We start from the raw sequence: 15,376 nt of genomic DNA, 5'->3' as shown, positions 1-15,376 counted from the left end.
TGAGGGCAGGCGCCGTCGCGATTGGAAGCGTCACGGACGCCCGGCACTACAGCCGCTTGTAGGCCTCCAATGCGGCGTTGAAGGCGGCATTCAAAGCGTCTTCCGGTGTCTTGGTCCCCGAGAGCACGTCGCCCATCATGATCTGGATCTGGTTGGAGATCTCGGGATAGATCGGTACGCCGGGGCGCGCCTGGCCGTCGACCAGAGCCTTGGCGAAGGTCTTGTTGGCTTCGGTGGAGAAGACCTCATACTTGTCGAAGAGCGACTTTCTGGTCGGCAGCTGCTGCTGTAGCGCATTTGCCGGCCCCATATAGACCTCGCGTGCAAGGTTTGCGCACATCTCGATCTTGTCCTTGTCCTTGCTGAAGGAGGCGATCGTCCAGCCGCCCGTGCCGGTCGAGAGTTGATCGGCCGCGGGGCCGGGGATCGGTGAGAAGGTCCAATTCTTGAACTCGTCTTCTTCAAGCGTCGTCTTCAGCTGCGCATATTGCCAGTTGCCGCCGATGAAGAGTGCCGTCGTTCCCGCTGCCGCCGCAGCATTCATGTCGTCATAATTCGCGATCGTGGTGACGCGTTTGGGCGCGGCGCCGGAATCGACGAGATCCTTGAAATAATTCAGCGCCTTCAGGAATTTCTCCTTGTTCTCGCCTTCGCCGAACACAGGCTTGCCGCTATCGTCGACGAGCTTGCCGCCCAGCGCCCAATAGTTCGCCAGCCAGTCAAAGGTCGTACCTTCCCAGCGTCCGCCGTTGAACAGAACGCCTTCCATGCCTTCCTTGGTGGAGGCGAGCGCAGCCTTTTTCAGGTCGTCCCAGGTCTGCGGCGCATCTGATACAATCGACTTGTTGCGGTAGAGCACACGAAGATCGGTATCCCACCACCATGCGCGGACCGTCTGGTCCTTATCGGTGATGCCGCTGCGGATGAAGGGGAAGAGGTCGTCCACTTCCTCCTTCGAAAAATACGGCGTGAAGTCCGCCAGCACGTGATTGACCATGAACTGCGAGAGCACGAAGGAGTCGACCGCGGCGCAGTCGGGCGCGTTGCCGGCCTTGGCCTGCTCCAGCATCTTGGCCTGTTCCGTGCCGATATCCGACGACATGAACTGCATCTGCAATTTCCAGTCGGGATGCTTCTTGATGAAATCGACGAAGAGCTTCTGATAGCCCTCGGCGATGGCCGGATCCGAATTGTTCGGACTATCGTTCGTCAGGCGGACGACGAGGGATTTTGGCGCATCGGCAAGGCCGATCCTGTCCTTGGTGGCAAGTTCCTGGGCAAATGACGTGGATGCTGAAAATAACATTGTGCTCAGCGCAAATGCGCTGACGGTGGCGCTCTTCATGATGGGTCTCCTCCCCATTTGAACGAATACAGCCTGGCGGTCGGTTGACCTCTCCTCAATTCCGTGCTGCATTAATTAGATTAAGTTACTTTGATTTGATGTCAAGCCACAGCTTGGAAGGCCAGAGCCTGGGAGGTTGAGATGCTGGCGACAATCAACAGCAGCTAGCGCATAATTTCCGAAAATCGAGATCGATTTCTGGAAAAGGATCCGCGCCATTAAAGCGATGGAGCGTGCTGTCGGGCGCGTGGCGCATCGACCGAAATTTTCCTGAAGAAGAGGACGAGGCGATCGCGGATGGCCGCGATGGCAGGAGTGCGATTTTGCCCGGCCGCGCTGCCGGAATCAGCTCTGACACACCCGCGTCCGATAGGACGCGCCAAGGGAGGATAAGATGCGTTTACTCATTCTCGGTACCGGCGGCATGGCCAACCAGCATGCCGCCAACTTCAAGGCGATCGAAGGCGTCAGCGTCGTGGGCGGCGTCGACGTCGTCCCGGAAAGGCTTGCCGCCTTCTGCACCGAACATGGCATCGCCAACCATTTCACGTCTCTTGAAGAGGCGCTCGCCTGGGGCGAGTTCGATGCGGTGGCGAACGTCACGCCTGATAGCATCCACCACCCGACGACGCTTGAGGCGATCGCCGCTGGCAAGCATGTCTTCTGCGAAAAGCCGCTCGCCACCGATGCACTCAAGGCCATGGAGATGACCGAGGCGATCGAACGATCGGGCAAGGTCGGCATGGTCAATTTCACCTATCGCAACTCGCCCGCCCTCCAGAAAGGCCGGCAGATGGTGCTCGCCGGCGAAATAGGAGACGTGCGCCACGTCGAGGCGTCCCATCTGCAAAGCTGGCTGGTCGGCCGTCACTGGGGCGATTGGAAGAGCGAAAGCAAATGGCTGTGGCGGCTGAGCAAGAAGCATGGATCGAACGGCGCGCTCGGCGATATCGGCATCCATATCGTCGATTTCGCCTCCTACGGTTCCGGCCTCGACGTTGCCCATGTCTTCGCGCGGCTGAAAACCTTCGACAAGGCGCCGGGGCACAAGATCGGCGAATATGATCTAGACGCCAATGACAGCTTCACGATGAATGTCGATTTCGCCAATGGCGCGATCGGGACGATCCAGGCGACGCGCACGGCGGCCGGACAGATGGATCAGCTGCGTCTCCGGGTCTATGGCGAAACCGGCTCGATCGAGATGATTTACGATACCGGAAAGTCGACGCTTCGCGCCTGCCTCGGCGAAGACGTGCACACGGCGACCTGGCGCGACGTGCCGTTCGATCCGGTCGAGACGAATTACCAGCGTTTCGTCCAAGCTGTGCGGGCGGGCAGGACGCAGGAACCGTCCTTCCGCCGCGCCGCCAATATCCAGAAAGTCCTGGATAAGGCGCTGGCCTCCGATCTTAGCCACACCGATGAAGCGCTCGGCTGAGCCGGCTCTCAAGCGGAAGCCGGCGGCAGCAGTAAAGTGTTGAGGAAGGGCAGGAGGGCAGCCCCCAGCGCAACGCCGCCGCCGCTGAAGCTCGCCGGTTTCATCGGCGAAATCCAGGGTGTCAGCAACGGTCTCGTGGAGGTGTCGCGGCGCTCGATCGAAAGCTGATGGATCAGCGCTTCGATCACGCCCTGCGGCAGATCGCTGCCGATCATGACGACGCTCGGGGCAAGGAAGCCGGCCATGGCGATGATCGGATCGAGCAGATGGCCGGCGGCCTCCCGTATCCATTGCGACAGCGATGGCGAGGAGATTTCCTCGCCCTTCAGCAGGCGGGTGAAGTCCTGGTCGCCGATCCGCGATCGCAGTGACTCGAAACCGACGACGGTGTTCAGCTGAACATTGTCCGGGCCGGTCAACATTTCGCCGATGCTGCCCGCCCTGCCATGCACGCCGGAATAAGGAATGCCGCGGATGAGAAAACCGGCCTGGATGTCGTCATCGATGATGATCATCGCCAGTCCGCCTTCCCTGGCGGAGCTGCCGATCGTGCGTTCGGCGAGAAGGCTCGCCGTGCATTCGTTCTCGACATAGGGACGCGCAATCGTCGACATGGCGGCGATTTGATCGCTTTGTTCGTCCGTCCAGTCGTTGGCGGCGATGCCTAGGCCGATGATCGGCAACATCGCGTGGCGATCGACCATGTCCCTGACGGCCGCGTGCACCAGCTTGACCTTGTCTGCTGGCTCCAGGCCGAAATAGACCCGGTCATGCACCTGGCCGCTAAGATCGATGAGGACCATCTCGCCGCGCCTCTGGCGAAGCTTGACGCCGATCGAGAAAGCGCCTTCCGGGCGCAGGGCAAATTCGGTCGCAGTCGCACCGCCGCCCGAGCCGTTGCGGCGGTTGGAGGTGACGAGCTTCTCCTCGGCCAATCGGCGGAGAATATTGGTAATGCCCGGGCCGGTCAGGCCGCAATGGCGGCCAAGCTCCATTCGCGTCAGCGGACCATGGCGGCGGATGGCTTCCAGGATGACGCGAATGTTTCGATCGGCGATTTCACCGGATCGCAGACCGACTGTTTTGGCACGCGGGGCGCCCGTGTCCTGGGTTTGAAGCCGACGCGGCCCTGATCGAAGATACCGCATGGTCGCCGTCCTTAGAGCTACAAGACGCTTGTGTATCACGCCTGCGTCCACCGCAATGAATTTCTTACGGGCTTGACGGGAAATCAAAGTTACTTAATCTAAAGCTCTCGGAATTGCTTGGAGGAGGAGACCGGGCAAATCGCGATGCCGGTCGCACCATCTTCATCTCCCAAAACTATGACCACGGATTGTCGCCGTCGATTTTCAATAGGATAAGCCATGCCTCTGACCATTGCCCAGCGTCTCGATCGTCTGAAAGTCCGCATTGCCGAGCTCGCTCATTGGCGGGATCGACACAGTGCTGCGATCGACGGCTGGACCTTCGAGGGAGAGCCGATCGCACATCACCAGGATTGGCCGCACCGCCAGGGGGTGGTGCATTTTGCTGCAACCGCCGAGGCACCCGAAGCGTGGCCTCTCGACGGTATTCGCCTGCAGCTCGATCTCGGTGGCGAGAGCCTGATTACGCTGAGCTATCCCGACGGCGAGACGGAAACATTCGGTCTCGATCCCTATCATCAGGAATTCCCGCTGAAGGGCCGCCGCTTTTCAATCGCAACGGAAACCGTCGCCCGTTTTCCGTTCGGCGAGCCCAATCGCGCACCGCGGCTCAACAAGGCCCGGTTTATCTGGCTCGACGGTCCCGCTCACCGTCTGCATCTTCTGTTGAAGCAGGTTGCCGAGGCGATCGAGGCGCTCGGCGAGCATGAAGTCGTGCCGCATCTGATGGATGCCGCCGAACATGCGCTGCGCAGCCTCGACTGGCCGTCGGATACGGCGGCTTACATCTCCCGCACGTCAGGCGCGGTCATGCAGCAGAAAATCTGGGAACTGCCGGAGCTTGAAGCTAATCCGGCGGGCCTCACGGACGAGCAAAGCGCTTCGGCAGCTACGGCCTTCGAGGCTCTGACGGCGCGGCTGAAGGAGCTGCAGAAGCGCTTTCCGCCGAATGGAGAACTGCTGCTCACGGGGCATGCGCATATCGATCTCGCCTGGCTCTGGCCCTATCGCGAGACGCGGCGGAAAATGCGACGCACCTTCAATACGGCGCTGTCGCTGATGGAGCGCTCCGATGATTTTCGTTTCAATCAATCGACCGCCCATTATTACGCGCAGATGGAGGAGGAAGACCCGGACCTTCTCGAGCGCATCAAGCAGAAGGTCGCCGAAGGTAAGTGGGAAACCGTCGGCGGCATGTGGGTGGAACCCGATACGAACATGCCGACCGGTGAAAGTCTCGCCCGTCAGGTTCTCTACGGCCAGCGTTATTTCGAGAAGACCTTCGGCACGCGCCATACGGTTTGCTGGTTGCCGGATTGCTTCGGCTTCTCCGGCGCGCTGCCGCAGATCCTGAGACAGGGCGGCATCGACAGCTTCTTCACGATCAAGGTCAATTGGAGCGAGACCAACCATATTCCCTCCGATCTCTTCTGGTGGAAGGGGCTCGACGGCAGCCGGGTGCTGACCCATACGTTCGACAATCCGATGCAGGGTTACAACGGCTTCGTGCAGCCCGATTGCTTCGTGCCGACATGGAAGAATTTCCGCGGCAAGACGCAGCACCATACGTCGCTTCTGGCCGTCGGCTACGGCGACGGCGGCGGCGGCGTCACGCCGGAAATGGTCGAGCGCGAAGTGCAGCTGCGCGATTTCCCGGCGATCCCGCAGGCACGCTGGGGCACCGTCAAAAGCTATTACGAGCAGGCGCACCGCACTGCTGGGGAAAAGACCCTTCCCGTGTGGGACGGTGAAATCTATCTCGAACTGCACCGCGCTACGCTGACGTCGCAAAGCGGCGTCAAGCGCAAGCATCGCCAGGCCGAACGTGCGCTGATCACCGCGGAAACCATCGCTTCGCTGGCGCATATGCTCGGAGCAGGCAGGCCCCAAAGCCTCGAAGCCGATTGGCGCGTAGTGTTGAAGAACGAATTTCACGACATTCTGCCGGGCTCGAGTATCCGTGAGGTCTATCAGGATGCCGAGCAGGAACTGGGCGGGGTCATCGACCATGCCAAGGCCGAGCAGGCAAAGTCATTGCGGGCGCTGTCTGCCAATCTGCCGAAGGGCGGGGTTGGAGACGCCCTCGTCGTCGTCAATCCGTCTCTTGCGGCCAGGCCACTCAGCACAACGCTCTCCGATGGCACGGTCGTCGCGGCCGCCGATCTCGTCGCCCCCTTGTCCGTCGCGGTCTTCGACAAGCGCGCGCTCAAGCCGGCGGGCGGGCTGAGGGCAGGCTCCGACCGTCTCGAAAACGACCACATCTCCGTCGGCATCGGCGAGGACGGCGCGGTTGTCAGCCTCATCCACAAGGCAACGGGCCGGGAAGCGATCGACGGCTCGGCAAATCAGCTCTGGGTCTATCCGGCCGACAAGCCGCGCAACTGGGACGCCTGGGACATCGATGCGGATTATGCCGAAAAGGCCATTCGCCTCGACACGCCGGAGAGCATCGCGCTCGTCGAAGAAGGCCCGCACCGCGCAGCGATCCGCGTCGTTTACCGCTACCGGAATTCAAGCGTCACGCAGACCTATGTGCTGACGGCCAACGCCCGGCGGCTCGACATCGAAACGACGATCGACTGGCACGACCGCCGCACCCTTCTGCGTACGCTGAACCCGGTCGCCGTCCAGACCCGGAAGGCGACGTTCGAATGCGCTTTCGGCGTCGTCGAGCGGGCAACCCATACGAACACCTCCTGGGAACAGGCGATGTTCGAGGCTGTCGCGCATCGCTTCGTCGATATCAGCGAGCCGGGCTTCGGCGTCGCGCTGCTCAACAATGCCAAATATGGCCATAGCGCCCGCGGCAATGTGATCGGCATGAGCCTGGTGCGCGGGCCGATCTATCCGGATCCGCTGGCCGATGAAGGCGAACAGAGCTTTACCTATGCGCTGATGCCGCATGAGGGTGCCTGGCATGAAGGCGGTGTTCTCGACGAGGCGATCGATCTCAATCAGCCGCTCGTCGCGGCCGAAGCCAGCGGCCTCTCCGCCGGCACTTTCGCGCCGCTTACCGTCAACGGCACACCCGTCGCTTTCTCGGGCCTGAAGCCGGCGGAAGAAGGCGATGGCCTCATCCTGCGCCTCTACGAACCGGCCGGCCGGCGCGGCCGGCTCTCCCTCGGCCTGCCTTCCGGATGGGCGGCATCGCAGCCGCTGAACATTCTCGAAGAGCCGATGGAGCGGATTGGACCTGCCGACATCATGCCGTTCGAAGTCAGGACTTGGAGGCTGCAAAAAGCCTGACGCCGCTTGCCTGGGAGATCACGCTCCGCCGCTTCGTTTGCGGCGGAGCAGTTACCGGGCGCAGCCCGTGCAACCGGGCTGGTCGCCAGCGATGTCCGCTTTCGGCATTCATTATCCCGATCGCGCAGACAAGTCCCAAGCGCGGCGAAAATGGAACTTTTTATTAGTTTCTTATCGGCTGTTAGTCGGCTGTGGCCACGACAAAAAGACTCCCCTCGGAAGCGAAGGTGATCTCGGAACGTCGGTCGCATAGGTGGCGATCGAATGAAGTCGATCACCCATTCCGTAGCCGGCAGGGGATATGAGGACTCCTGTTTGCGCTAAGCAGGAACTGACACATGCCCGCAAGTATCTTTTCGCGCATCAGCACCAAACTGGCCATGCTTTCCGCCATCGGCATTTTGCTGGTTGCGGTTATGCTCCTTACCGTCTGGCAGGGAGGCCAGCATGTCGCTCAGCGCGCGAAATACCGGGACGAGCAGTTGATCGTCTCGCGCGATCTGGTCGATGCCAAGGCGTCGTTGCGCGGCTTGCAGGTCGGCGTGCGTGATCTGCGTCTCGCCACTTCCACGGATGAGATTGCCAAGGCAGCCGACTACATCGCCGCACGCCATCACTCGGTTATAAAATATCTGGACGATGCCATGGAGGGGTTGCGATTGCAGGTCAACAGGGACCGGATCGTGAAGCTCAAGGCGTTGGGCGACAGGCTTTATGCCGCCACCGACGACATGGCCGAAATCGTCAAGGCAAAGCTTGCCCTCAAGGCCGGCGATCCTTCGCTTAACGCAAAGGAGAAGGACGTTCAGGTAAAATTGTTGGCAATTTCAGACGAGACAGCCCAGCTGATCGATGAAGGGGTGGACGCCGCAAAGGCGATGGCGACAATGGCTGAGGAAGAGGCGGATGCCGGCACTCTTCTCGTTCTAAGCCTCAATCTTGGCATCGGCCTGCTGACCATCGCCACGCTGATCGGCGCTGCGGTCTTTGGCGCTCGCGTGATTGCAAAGCCGATCGGCCGGATTACCGCAAGCATGAGCAAGCTTGCAGAGGGCAATCTCGCTGCCGAAATCCCCTTCGCCAATCGACGCGACGAAATCGGCCAGATGGCCCGCGCCGTCGAGATCTTCAAGCAAAACGGCATCAAGGTGCGTGAGTTGGACGCTGCCGGTGCGGATAAGCGGGCGAAGGTCATTGAAATGCAGATGAACATCGACGCGGTCATCACCGCAGCGGTTGCCGGAGACTTCACGCGTCGCGCCGTCGTGGAATATGGCTATCAGGACCTGAACCAATTCGCATCGGGCGTGAATGACCTCGTTGCGGCAGTCAACCGCGGAATCGCCGAGACCTGTCGCGTGGTTGCTGCGCTCGCCGACGGCGACCTGACCGAGAACATGAGGGGCGAATTCCAGGGCGCCTTTGGCGAGCTCAAGGAAAACGTCAACGCGACGATGGTCAGCCTGCGCTCCGTTCTCGGCGAGGTGCGCGCCGCTGTCGACATCATCAACGGCGGCGCCGGCGAAATGCGGATTGCCTCTGGAGATCTGTCGAAACGCACCGAGCAGCAGGCGGCGTCGCTGGAGGAAACCTCCTCTGCCCTGGAGGAGATCACCGTCGCAGTGAAGAACTCGACCGAGCGGGCACTGGAAGCCAGCCACATGGTGGATGAGGCGAAGAAAAACGCCGGGCAGTCGAGCGCCGTCGTCAGCCAGGCCGTTTCGGCCATGGGGCGGATCGAGCAGGCCTCCGGCGAAATCGTCCAGATTATCAACGTTATCGACGAGATCGCCTTCCAGACCAATCTTCTGGCGCTCAATGCGGGGGTCGAGGCGGCACGCGCCGGTGAGGCCGGCAAGGGCTTTGCCGTCGTCGCACAAGAGGTGCGCGAATTGGCGCAACGCTCGGCCAATGCGGCCAAGGACATCAAGGTGCTGATCAACCGCTCCAGCAGCGAAGTCCATTCCGGGGTGAAGCTGGTGACGGCGACGGGTGAGGCGCTTGGCGATATCCAGGGCCAGGTGGTCAAGATCGACGAGCATGTGCGCTCGATCGCGACGGCGGCAAGGGAGCAGTCGACCGGCCTCTCCGAGGTCAGTACTGCCGTCAATCAGATGGATCAGGTGACGCAGCAGAATGCGGCGATGGTGGAGGAATCGACCGCAGCCACGAACCGGCTGGCGGACGAGGCGGCGAATCTCGCCCGATTGATCGCCCGCTTCAAACTGGATGCCGCTCAAGTAGCCCCACGCGCCGTCACGTCGGAAAGCAGACCGGCGATCTCTCCTGCGCGCGCGCTCGGTCAGAGGCTGGCAGGCGCATTTGGCAGATAAGTTGCCGTGGCGGCTGCCGTGATTGCCGCCGGTCGAAAAGCGTCAGGGCGGGCGGCAAAGTTCGCAACCACAAAATCCACGAAAGCGCGGACTTTTGGTGAAAGCTGACGATTGGATGGCCAGACGAGCGAGAGCGAACCGTACGGTACCATGAAGGAGGTGAGGACGGGGACCAAATTTCCGGTTCGCATATCGGGCTCTGCGACGTAGACGGGCAGATGCGCAAGGCCCAAACCGTCCCGTGCTGCTCGCAGACCTGCATCCGTGTTGTTGAATGTCAGGCTTCTCGGCAAAAGCAGCCGCTCGCATGGCGGGCGGAATGCCCACCGCGCGACACGACCGCTGGACGGGTATTTGAAGTGAATGCAGGCATGTCGGGAGAGATCATCCGGGGTCTCCGGTCGCCCATGGCGCTTGAGATAATCGGGACTTCCGCAAACGACGAAATGTTGATCGCCGAGATGGCGGGCAATCAATCGTGCATCGGCAAGCTCACCGCTGCGCACGACGACATCCAGGCCCTCTGCGACTAGGTCTATGACCCTGTCTTCGAAATCGATGTCCAGCTCGATCTCGGGAAATCGCTCGGCAAAGATCGGCAGGATCGGCATAAGAAGGTGATGTCCGACGATATGCGGCACGCTGACACGCAGGCGTCCCCTTGGGCGTTCCCGGCTTCGTGAGACTGTAGCCTCTGCGTCATCCATGTCGTCGAGGATGCGTTTGTAGCGCTCGTAGAGAACGGCTCCTTCCTCGGTCAGGCTGATACTGCGCGTCGTCCGGTTGAAGAGCCGCACGCCCAGCCGGCTTTCGAGGCGCGCCACGGCTTTTCCGATCGCCGACGGCGAAACTCCGGCAACCCTGGCGGCTGCGACATAGCTCTGTTGTTCGGCGGCGTAAACGAAGGCGACAACGCCTGCGAGACTCTCCACATCAACACCCAATTCAAGACATTTTGTCCTTTATGTAAGTCCAGGAGCGGTAATTGATCAATATTGCATAGGAAATATCCTCTGTCTGAATGCGCGGCCAGCCAATATCAAAGGAGTGAGCGATATGCGGGACTATGCAAAAGAACGACCCGAGCACACGGAAAAATACATCGGAGAGAATGACTTATTTCTGGAAATATTTCATGGGCGCGGTGATTCAAGGCAGTCCGTTCGGCCGCCTTTGCTCTTCGTCCACGGCGCCTTTACCGGGAGCTGGATGTGGAGCAAGTACATTCCGCATTGCATATCGGCGGGATGGAACTCTTATTGCATCAACCTGCGAGGCCACTACAAAAGCAGGTCGGCGGATTTCACAAAAATCCTGTTTGAAGATTACCTGGAAGACATCCGGCTGGTGATCTCCGAAATCGTCGAGGAATGTGGAACTCCTCCCATCGTGATCGGATTCAGCATGGGAGGAATCCTGAGCCAAAAGCTGGCGGAAAGCGTGGGGATTGCCGGACTGGCGCTGATCGATTCCAGCATTTGCAGGGAAGTGCATGCCGAAGTGCCCTATCGCGATCTCGCGTTAAGAATGCCCGGCCTCGTGGTCCCCGCGCCCGCACGCGACGAGCAAATGAGTATCGATGAAACATTCGAGGATATCGCATTCCAGCGGAAGTACCTGTCCATGGAATCTGCAAAGGCATTCTGCGCATTTTCCTTTCATTTCGGGGCGGAGGGGATTTCCGTCGAAGGCGAGAGGATCACCTGTCCCAGCCTCGTCATTTGCGCCGTCAACGATGAATCCGATGATCATCGAGGCAGGGCGACGGCTCGCCACATCGGCGGCGAGTACCTGGGGCTCCGGGGCACGACACATACGGGTCTGCTTGTCGGACAGAGGTATTCCGAAGCGGTAAGCCGAATTATCGACTGGTTGGCGCGCTTTGATGGATGATAGATCTGCCGATCGGGCGTCATCCTCGACCGGCTCCCGAGCACAGAACCGCAAGCCAAAGCTCAATCCTCCAGACCAAGGCTCGCCAGCAGGCGGCTGACATAGGCTTCCAACCCGCCGACCATATCGAAACGCGCGGGATCGCGCAGCCAGAGCATTTGCAGGCCATCCATCATCGCAATCAGCTCGGCCGCCATCGCCTTGCCATCGATCCTGCCGTCTATCGAGCCATCGGCAACAGCCCGGTCGACGGTCGCGGCGATATCGTTCTGCAACTGGGTGGCGCGATTGAGAAACCATGCCTTGGCCGGGTGGTCCTTCATCAGGCTCTCGGCATTCAGGATAGCGAAGGCCCTGATGACCTCGACCATTTCGGCGTTACGGCGGAAGACCTCGACCATACCTTTGAGAAGGCCACGCAGGTCGGCACGATGGATGCCGATGAAGCTTTCGCTTTCGAGATCGCGCTTGTCCAGAATGGCGAGCAGCAGATCGACTTTGGTCGGGAAGTGGTGCAGCAGGCCGGGCAGCGACAGGCCGACGTCGCGGGCCACATCGCCGATGGCGGCATTCTGGTAGCCGTCTTCGGCGAAGCGCCGCATCGCGGCCGTCAGGATCTCCGCGCGGCGCGCCTCGCCCTTGCGGGATCTGCGTCGTCGCTTTTCCTCCTGTCCAGACTTCAATTCGGCAAACTCTGCCATCGTCTCTCCTCTTCGGCACTCTCAATCCATACATCAGGCTTAGGCGGTTGACATCTTAAAAATACCGAGTAATCGGTAAGTTTAATAATTGCATGGCGCGGAGCAGTCGCGCACGCCTGGCGCCGCCGCACAGCGCCCGAATTCCAGTTCAAGGGGAGGTTTGCATGATCGATTCCATTCTCGACAAGATGACGCTCGAGGAGCAAGTCTCGCTGTTATCAGGCGCCGATTTCTGGACGACGGTTCCCGTCGAGCGTCTTGGTGTGCCGAAAATCAAGGTGACGGACGGACCGAATGGCGCGCGCGGCGCGGGTTCGCTGGTCGGCGGCGTCAAGGCGACCTGCTTTCCCACTGCCATCGCGCTCGGCGCCACCTGGAATCCCGATCTCGTCGGGCGCATGGGCGTGGCGCTTGCCCATCAGGCAAAGAGCAAGGGGGCCGCGGTGCTGCTAGCGCCCACGGTGAATATCCATCGTTCCGGTCTCAACGGGCGGAATTTCGAATGTTATTCCGAGGATCCGATGCTGACCGCGGAACTCGCCGTTGCCTACATCAAGGGCGTGCAGAGCCAGGGGATCGCGGCGACGATCAAGCACTTCGCCGGCAACGAATCCGAGATCGAGCGGCAGACCATGTCTTCCGATATCGACGAGCGGGCGCTGCGCGAAATCTACTTTCCGCCCTTCGAACAGGCTGTCAGGCGCGCCGGCGTGATGGCCGTCATGTCCTCCTATAACCGCCTCAACGGCACCTATACGAGTGAGCACGAGTGGCTGTTGACCAAGGTGCTGCGCCAGGAATGGGGCTTCGACGGTATCGTCATGTCCGACTGGTTCGGTTCGCATTCGACGGCCGAGACGATCAATGCCGGTCTTGATCTCGAAATGCCGGGTCCGGCGCGTGATCGCGGCGAGAAACTGGTTGCGGCCGTCCGCGAGGGGAAGGTCGAAGCCGCCACCGTGCGGGCGGCGGCGCGGCGTATCCTGCGTCTGCTCGAGCGGGTGGGCGCCTTCGAGGCGACGCCCGATGTCACGGAGCAGGCGGTCGACCTGCCGGAGGACCGGGCGCTGATCCGGCGCATCGGCGCAGAAGGCGCAGTCCTTCTGAAGAACGACGGCATCCTGCCACTTGCCAAGACTTCGCTCGACCGGCTTGCCGTCATCGGACCCAACGCTGCGAGCGCGCGCGTCATGGGCGGCGGCAGCGCGCAGATCGCGGCGCATTATACGATCAGTCCGCTCGAAGGAATCCGCGCGGCCCTTGCCAACGCCAATAGCGTCAGCCACGCCGTCGGTTGCCGCCATAACCGTCTGGTCGAAGTGTTCAAGGGAAAGATCACCGTCGAATATTTCAAGGGGCGCGGCTGCCAGGGCAAGCCCATTCACGTCGAGACCGTCGACAAGGGCGAGTTCTTCTGGTTCGAGCTGCCTTCGGGCGAACTCGACCCCACCGATTTCTCGGCCCGGATGACGATGCAATTCGTGCCGGAGGAGAGCGGCGATCATGTCTTCGGCATGACCAATGCCGGACTGGCGCGGCTCTTCGTCGATGGCAGGCTGACGGTTGACGGCCATGACGGCTGGACCCGCGGCGAGAATTATTTCGGCACGGCCAATGACGAACAGCGCAGCATGGTTACGCTCGATGCGGGCCGAGCCCATGCCGTGACCGTCGAATATGACCCGCCGCTGGCGAACGGGCTGGGGATCAATCTCACGGCCATTCGGTTCGGCGTCGAAAAGCCCTTGGGTGAGGCCGATATCCAGGAAGCTGTCGAGATGGCTCTGAACGCCGATGTCGCGCTCCTCTTCGTCGGCCGCGACGGCGAATGGGATACCGAAGGTTTGGACCTGCCCGACATGCGGCTTCCGGGTCGGCAGGAGGAACTGATCGCGCGGGTTGCGGCTGCCAATGCCAACACCGTCGTCGTGCTGCAGACGGGCGGTCCGGTGGAAATGCCCTGGCTCGGCAAGGTCCGCGCCGTGCTGCAGATCTGGTATCCCGGTCAGGAGCTGGGCAACGCCGTCGCCGATGTCCTGTTCGGCGATGCCGAGCCCGGCGGACGCCTGCCGCAGACATTCCCCAAGGCGCTTGCCGACAATTCCGCAATCACAGGCGATCCAGCCGTCTATCCGGGTAAGGATGGCCACGTGCGCTACGCCGAAGGCGTCTTCGTCGGTTATCGTCATCACGATACACGCGCTGTCGAACCGCTCTTCCCCTTCGGTTTCGGCCTTGGCTATACCCGCTTCAACTGGGGCGAGCCGCGGCTCTCGGCCAACGAAATGGGTCCCGAAGGCCTGACTGTCAGCATCGATGTGACCAATGTCGGCGACCGCGCCGGATCGGAACTGATCCAACTCTATGTGCGCTCGCCAAAGTCCAAGGTAGAGCGGCCGGACAAAGAGCTGCGCGCTTTCGCAAAGCTTTCGTTGCTCCCTGGTGAGACTGGCACGGCCGACCTGAAGATCCTGCCGCGCGACCTCGCCTATTTCGACGTCGAGGCCGGCGTCTTCCGCGCCGAAGCGGGCGGCTACCAACTGGTCGTGGCGGCGAATGCCGCGGATATCAGGTTCGTCATCGACCTGCCGTCACCACTCGAGTATCGGCTGCCGGCTTCGTATTAACGGCAGGCTGGCGGCCCATTCGTATTTGAGCTGGGCCTAGCCGATACGGTCGATAGCGGTTGACGCCTCCGCGCCAGGCGTTGAGTGGCTGGAGCTGGATCAGGCCGCGTCGGGCTGAGTGCGCAGATTGGTGACGACGCGCCGGTTCTGCACCCTGCAGGAGCGCTCCGTGCAGTCGCGGACTTCGCGGTCGTTGCCGTAGCCCTTGGCCCACATGCGCCTGGCGTCCACGCCCTTCGAGACGAGATAGGCCATCGCCGCATCGGCGCGCTTCTGCGACAGCGTCTGCATTTTCGATGCGGAGCCGGAATCGTCGGCAAATCCCTGCAGCTTGAGCAGCCAGGTCGGGTTCTTGTTGAGCCAGATGGCCTGGTTATCCAACGTTGCCATGGCGACGGAATCGAGCGTGGCGGAATCTTGCGTGAAGTAGATCCGTCGGCCGACATTGAGGATGAAATCCTCCTCGCTGCCAGCCGCGACATTTTCGAAACCGGGCGCGGGATCGTTGGTCTGGCCGGTCATCGGCGCAGCCGTTGGTTCTTCCAGGGAGGCGATCTTGGTGGTGGAGCAGGCGGCAAGCGCCAGGAGCATGGCCGCGGCGAGAAGGCGCCTCGTATATCCGGTCATCGCAGACATCAGGGG

General features: G+C 61.2%; 10 protein-coding genes. 5 read left to right on the top strand and 5 right to left on the bottom strand.

The genetic code is table 11. The annotated features are described in order from the left end of the window. Positions 1-46: 46 nt before the first annotated feature. Positions 47-1,345, bottom strand: a complete 1,299-nt coding sequence (locus FHT69_RS28925) for an extracellular solute-binding protein (RefSeq protein ID WP_047616940.1) — start codon at positions 1,343-1,345, stop codon at positions 47-49. A gap of 394 nt (positions 1,346-1,739) precedes the next feature. On the opposite strand from FHT69_RS28925, the gene FHT69_RS28920 reads away from it, so the two are divergent. Then, on the top strand, positions 1,740-2,786 hold the full coding sequence (locus tag FHT69_RS28920) for a Gfo/Idh/MocA family protein (RefSeq protein WP_047616685.1): 1,047 nt from the start codon (positions 1,740-1,742) through the stop codon (positions 2,784-2,786). 8 nt (positions 2,787-2,794) lie between these two features. Here the strand turns inward: FHT69_RS28920 and FHT69_RS28915 are convergent, their stop codons facing one another. Then, positions 2,795-3,934: an ROK family transcriptional regulator gene (locus FHT69_RS28915; RefSeq protein WP_047616687.1), complete on the bottom strand. Its 1,140-nt coding sequence runs from the start codon at positions 3,932-3,934 to the stop codon at positions 2,795-2,797. A 219-nt stretch (positions 3,935-4,153) separates the two neighbouring features. Between FHT69_RS28915 and FHT69_RS28910 the strand changes: the two genes are divergently transcribed. Both FHT69_RS28910 and FHT69_RS28905 read left to right on the top strand, forming a co-directional pair. Next, the gene (locus tag FHT69_RS28910; protein WP_183906306.1) at positions 4,154-7,180 is read left to right on the top strand and encodes an alpha-mannosidase; all 3,027 of its coding nucleotides are present in this window, start codon (positions 4,154-4,156) and stop codon (positions 7,178-7,180) included. Positions 7,181-7,518: 338 nt separating this feature from the next. Beyond that, entirely contained in the window at positions 7,519-9,513 is a 1,995-nt protein-coding gene (locus FHT69_RS28905) for a methyl-accepting chemotaxis protein (RefSeq protein WP_183906305.1), read from the top strand. On the opposite strand, the gene FHT69_RS28900 is transcribed toward FHT69_RS28905, so the two are convergent. Continuing rightward, positions 9,483-10,445, bottom strand: coding sequence for a LysR family transcriptional regulator (locus FHT69_RS28900; protein WP_168333294.1), 963 nt, complete (start codon positions 10,443-10,445; stop codon positions 9,483-9,485). The two genes, FHT69_RS28905 and FHT69_RS28900, sit on opposite strands and share 31 nt — an antisense overlap. A gap of 124 nt (positions 10,446-10,569) precedes the next feature. Between FHT69_RS28900 and FHT69_RS28895 the strand changes: the two genes are divergently transcribed. Then, positions 10,570-11,406: an alpha/beta hydrolase gene (locus FHT69_RS28895; protein ID WP_183906304.1), complete on the top strand. Its 837-nt coding sequence runs from the start codon at positions 10,570-10,572 to the stop codon at positions 11,404-11,406. 62 nt (positions 11,407-11,468) lie between these two features. Here FHT69_RS28895 and FHT69_RS28890 read toward each other — a convergent pair whose 3' ends face one another. Continuing rightward, positions 11,469-12,107, bottom strand: a complete 639-nt coding sequence (locus tag FHT69_RS28890) for a TetR/AcrR family transcriptional regulator (protein ID WP_183906303.1) — start codon at positions 12,105-12,107, stop codon at positions 11,469-11,471. A gap of 164 nt (positions 12,108-12,271) precedes the next feature. On the opposite strand from FHT69_RS28890, the gene FHT69_RS28885 reads away from it, so the two are divergent. After that, positions 12,272-14,734: a glycoside hydrolase family 3 C-terminal domain-containing protein gene (locus tag FHT69_RS28885; RefSeq protein ID WP_183906302.1), complete on the top strand. Its 2,463-nt coding sequence runs from the start codon at positions 12,272-12,274 to the stop codon at positions 14,732-14,734. A 99-nt stretch (positions 14,735-14,833) separates the two neighbouring features. Here the strand turns inward: FHT69_RS28885 and FHT69_RS28880 are convergent, their stop codons facing one another. Beyond that, on the bottom strand, positions 14,834-15,370 hold the full coding sequence (locus FHT69_RS28880; protein WP_063474043.1) for an OmpA family protein: 537 nt from the start codon (positions 15,368-15,370) through the stop codon (positions 14,834-14,836). Between the last annotated feature and the right edge of the window lie 6 nt (positions 15,371-15,376).

The organism is Rhizobium sp. BK008 (assembly GCF_014197345.1).
Lineage (GTDB): Bacteria > Pseudomonadota > Alphaproteobacteria > Rhizobiales > Rhizobiaceae > Rhizobium > Rhizobium anhuiense.
This window is presented reverse-complemented; position numbering and strand designations above follow the sequence as displayed.

Excerpts from the sequence above, each read along its gene's own strand:
- FHT69_RS28925 (WP_047616940.1), bottom strand. The coding sequence starts at position 1,345 with ATGAAGAGCGCCACCGTCAGCGCATTTGCGCTGAGCACAATGTTATTT.
- FHT69_RS28920 (WP_047616685.1), top strand. The coding sequence starts at position 1,740 with ATGCGTTTACTCATTCTCGGTACCGGCGGCATGGCCAACCAGCATGCC.
- FHT69_RS28915 (WP_047616687.1), bottom strand. The coding sequence starts at position 3,934 with ATGCGGTATCTTCGATCAGGGCCGCGTCGGCTTCAAACCCAGGACACG.
- FHT69_RS28910 (WP_183906306.1), top strand. The coding sequence starts at position 4,154 with ATGCCTCTGACCATTGCCCAGCGTCTCGATCGTCTGAAAGTCCGCATT.
- FHT69_RS28905 (WP_183906305.1), top strand. The coding sequence starts at position 7,519 with ATGCCCGCAAGTATCTTTTCGCGCATCAGCACCAAACTGGCCATGCTT.
- FHT69_RS28895 (WP_183906304.1), top strand. The coding sequence starts at position 10,570 with ATGCGGGACTATGCAAAAGAACGACCCGAGCACACGGAAAAATACATC.
- FHT69_RS28890 (WP_183906303.1), bottom strand. The coding sequence starts at position 12,107 with ATGGCAGAGTTTGCCGAATTGAAGTCTGGACAGGAGGAAAAGCGACGA.
- FHT69_RS28885 (WP_183906302.1), top strand. The coding sequence starts at position 12,272 with ATGATCGATTCCATTCTCGACAAGATGACGCTCGAGGAGCAAGTCTCG.
- FHT69_RS28880 (WP_063474043.1), bottom strand. The coding sequence starts at position 15,370 with ATGTCTGCGATGACCGGATATACGAGGCGCCTTCTCGCCGCGGCCATG.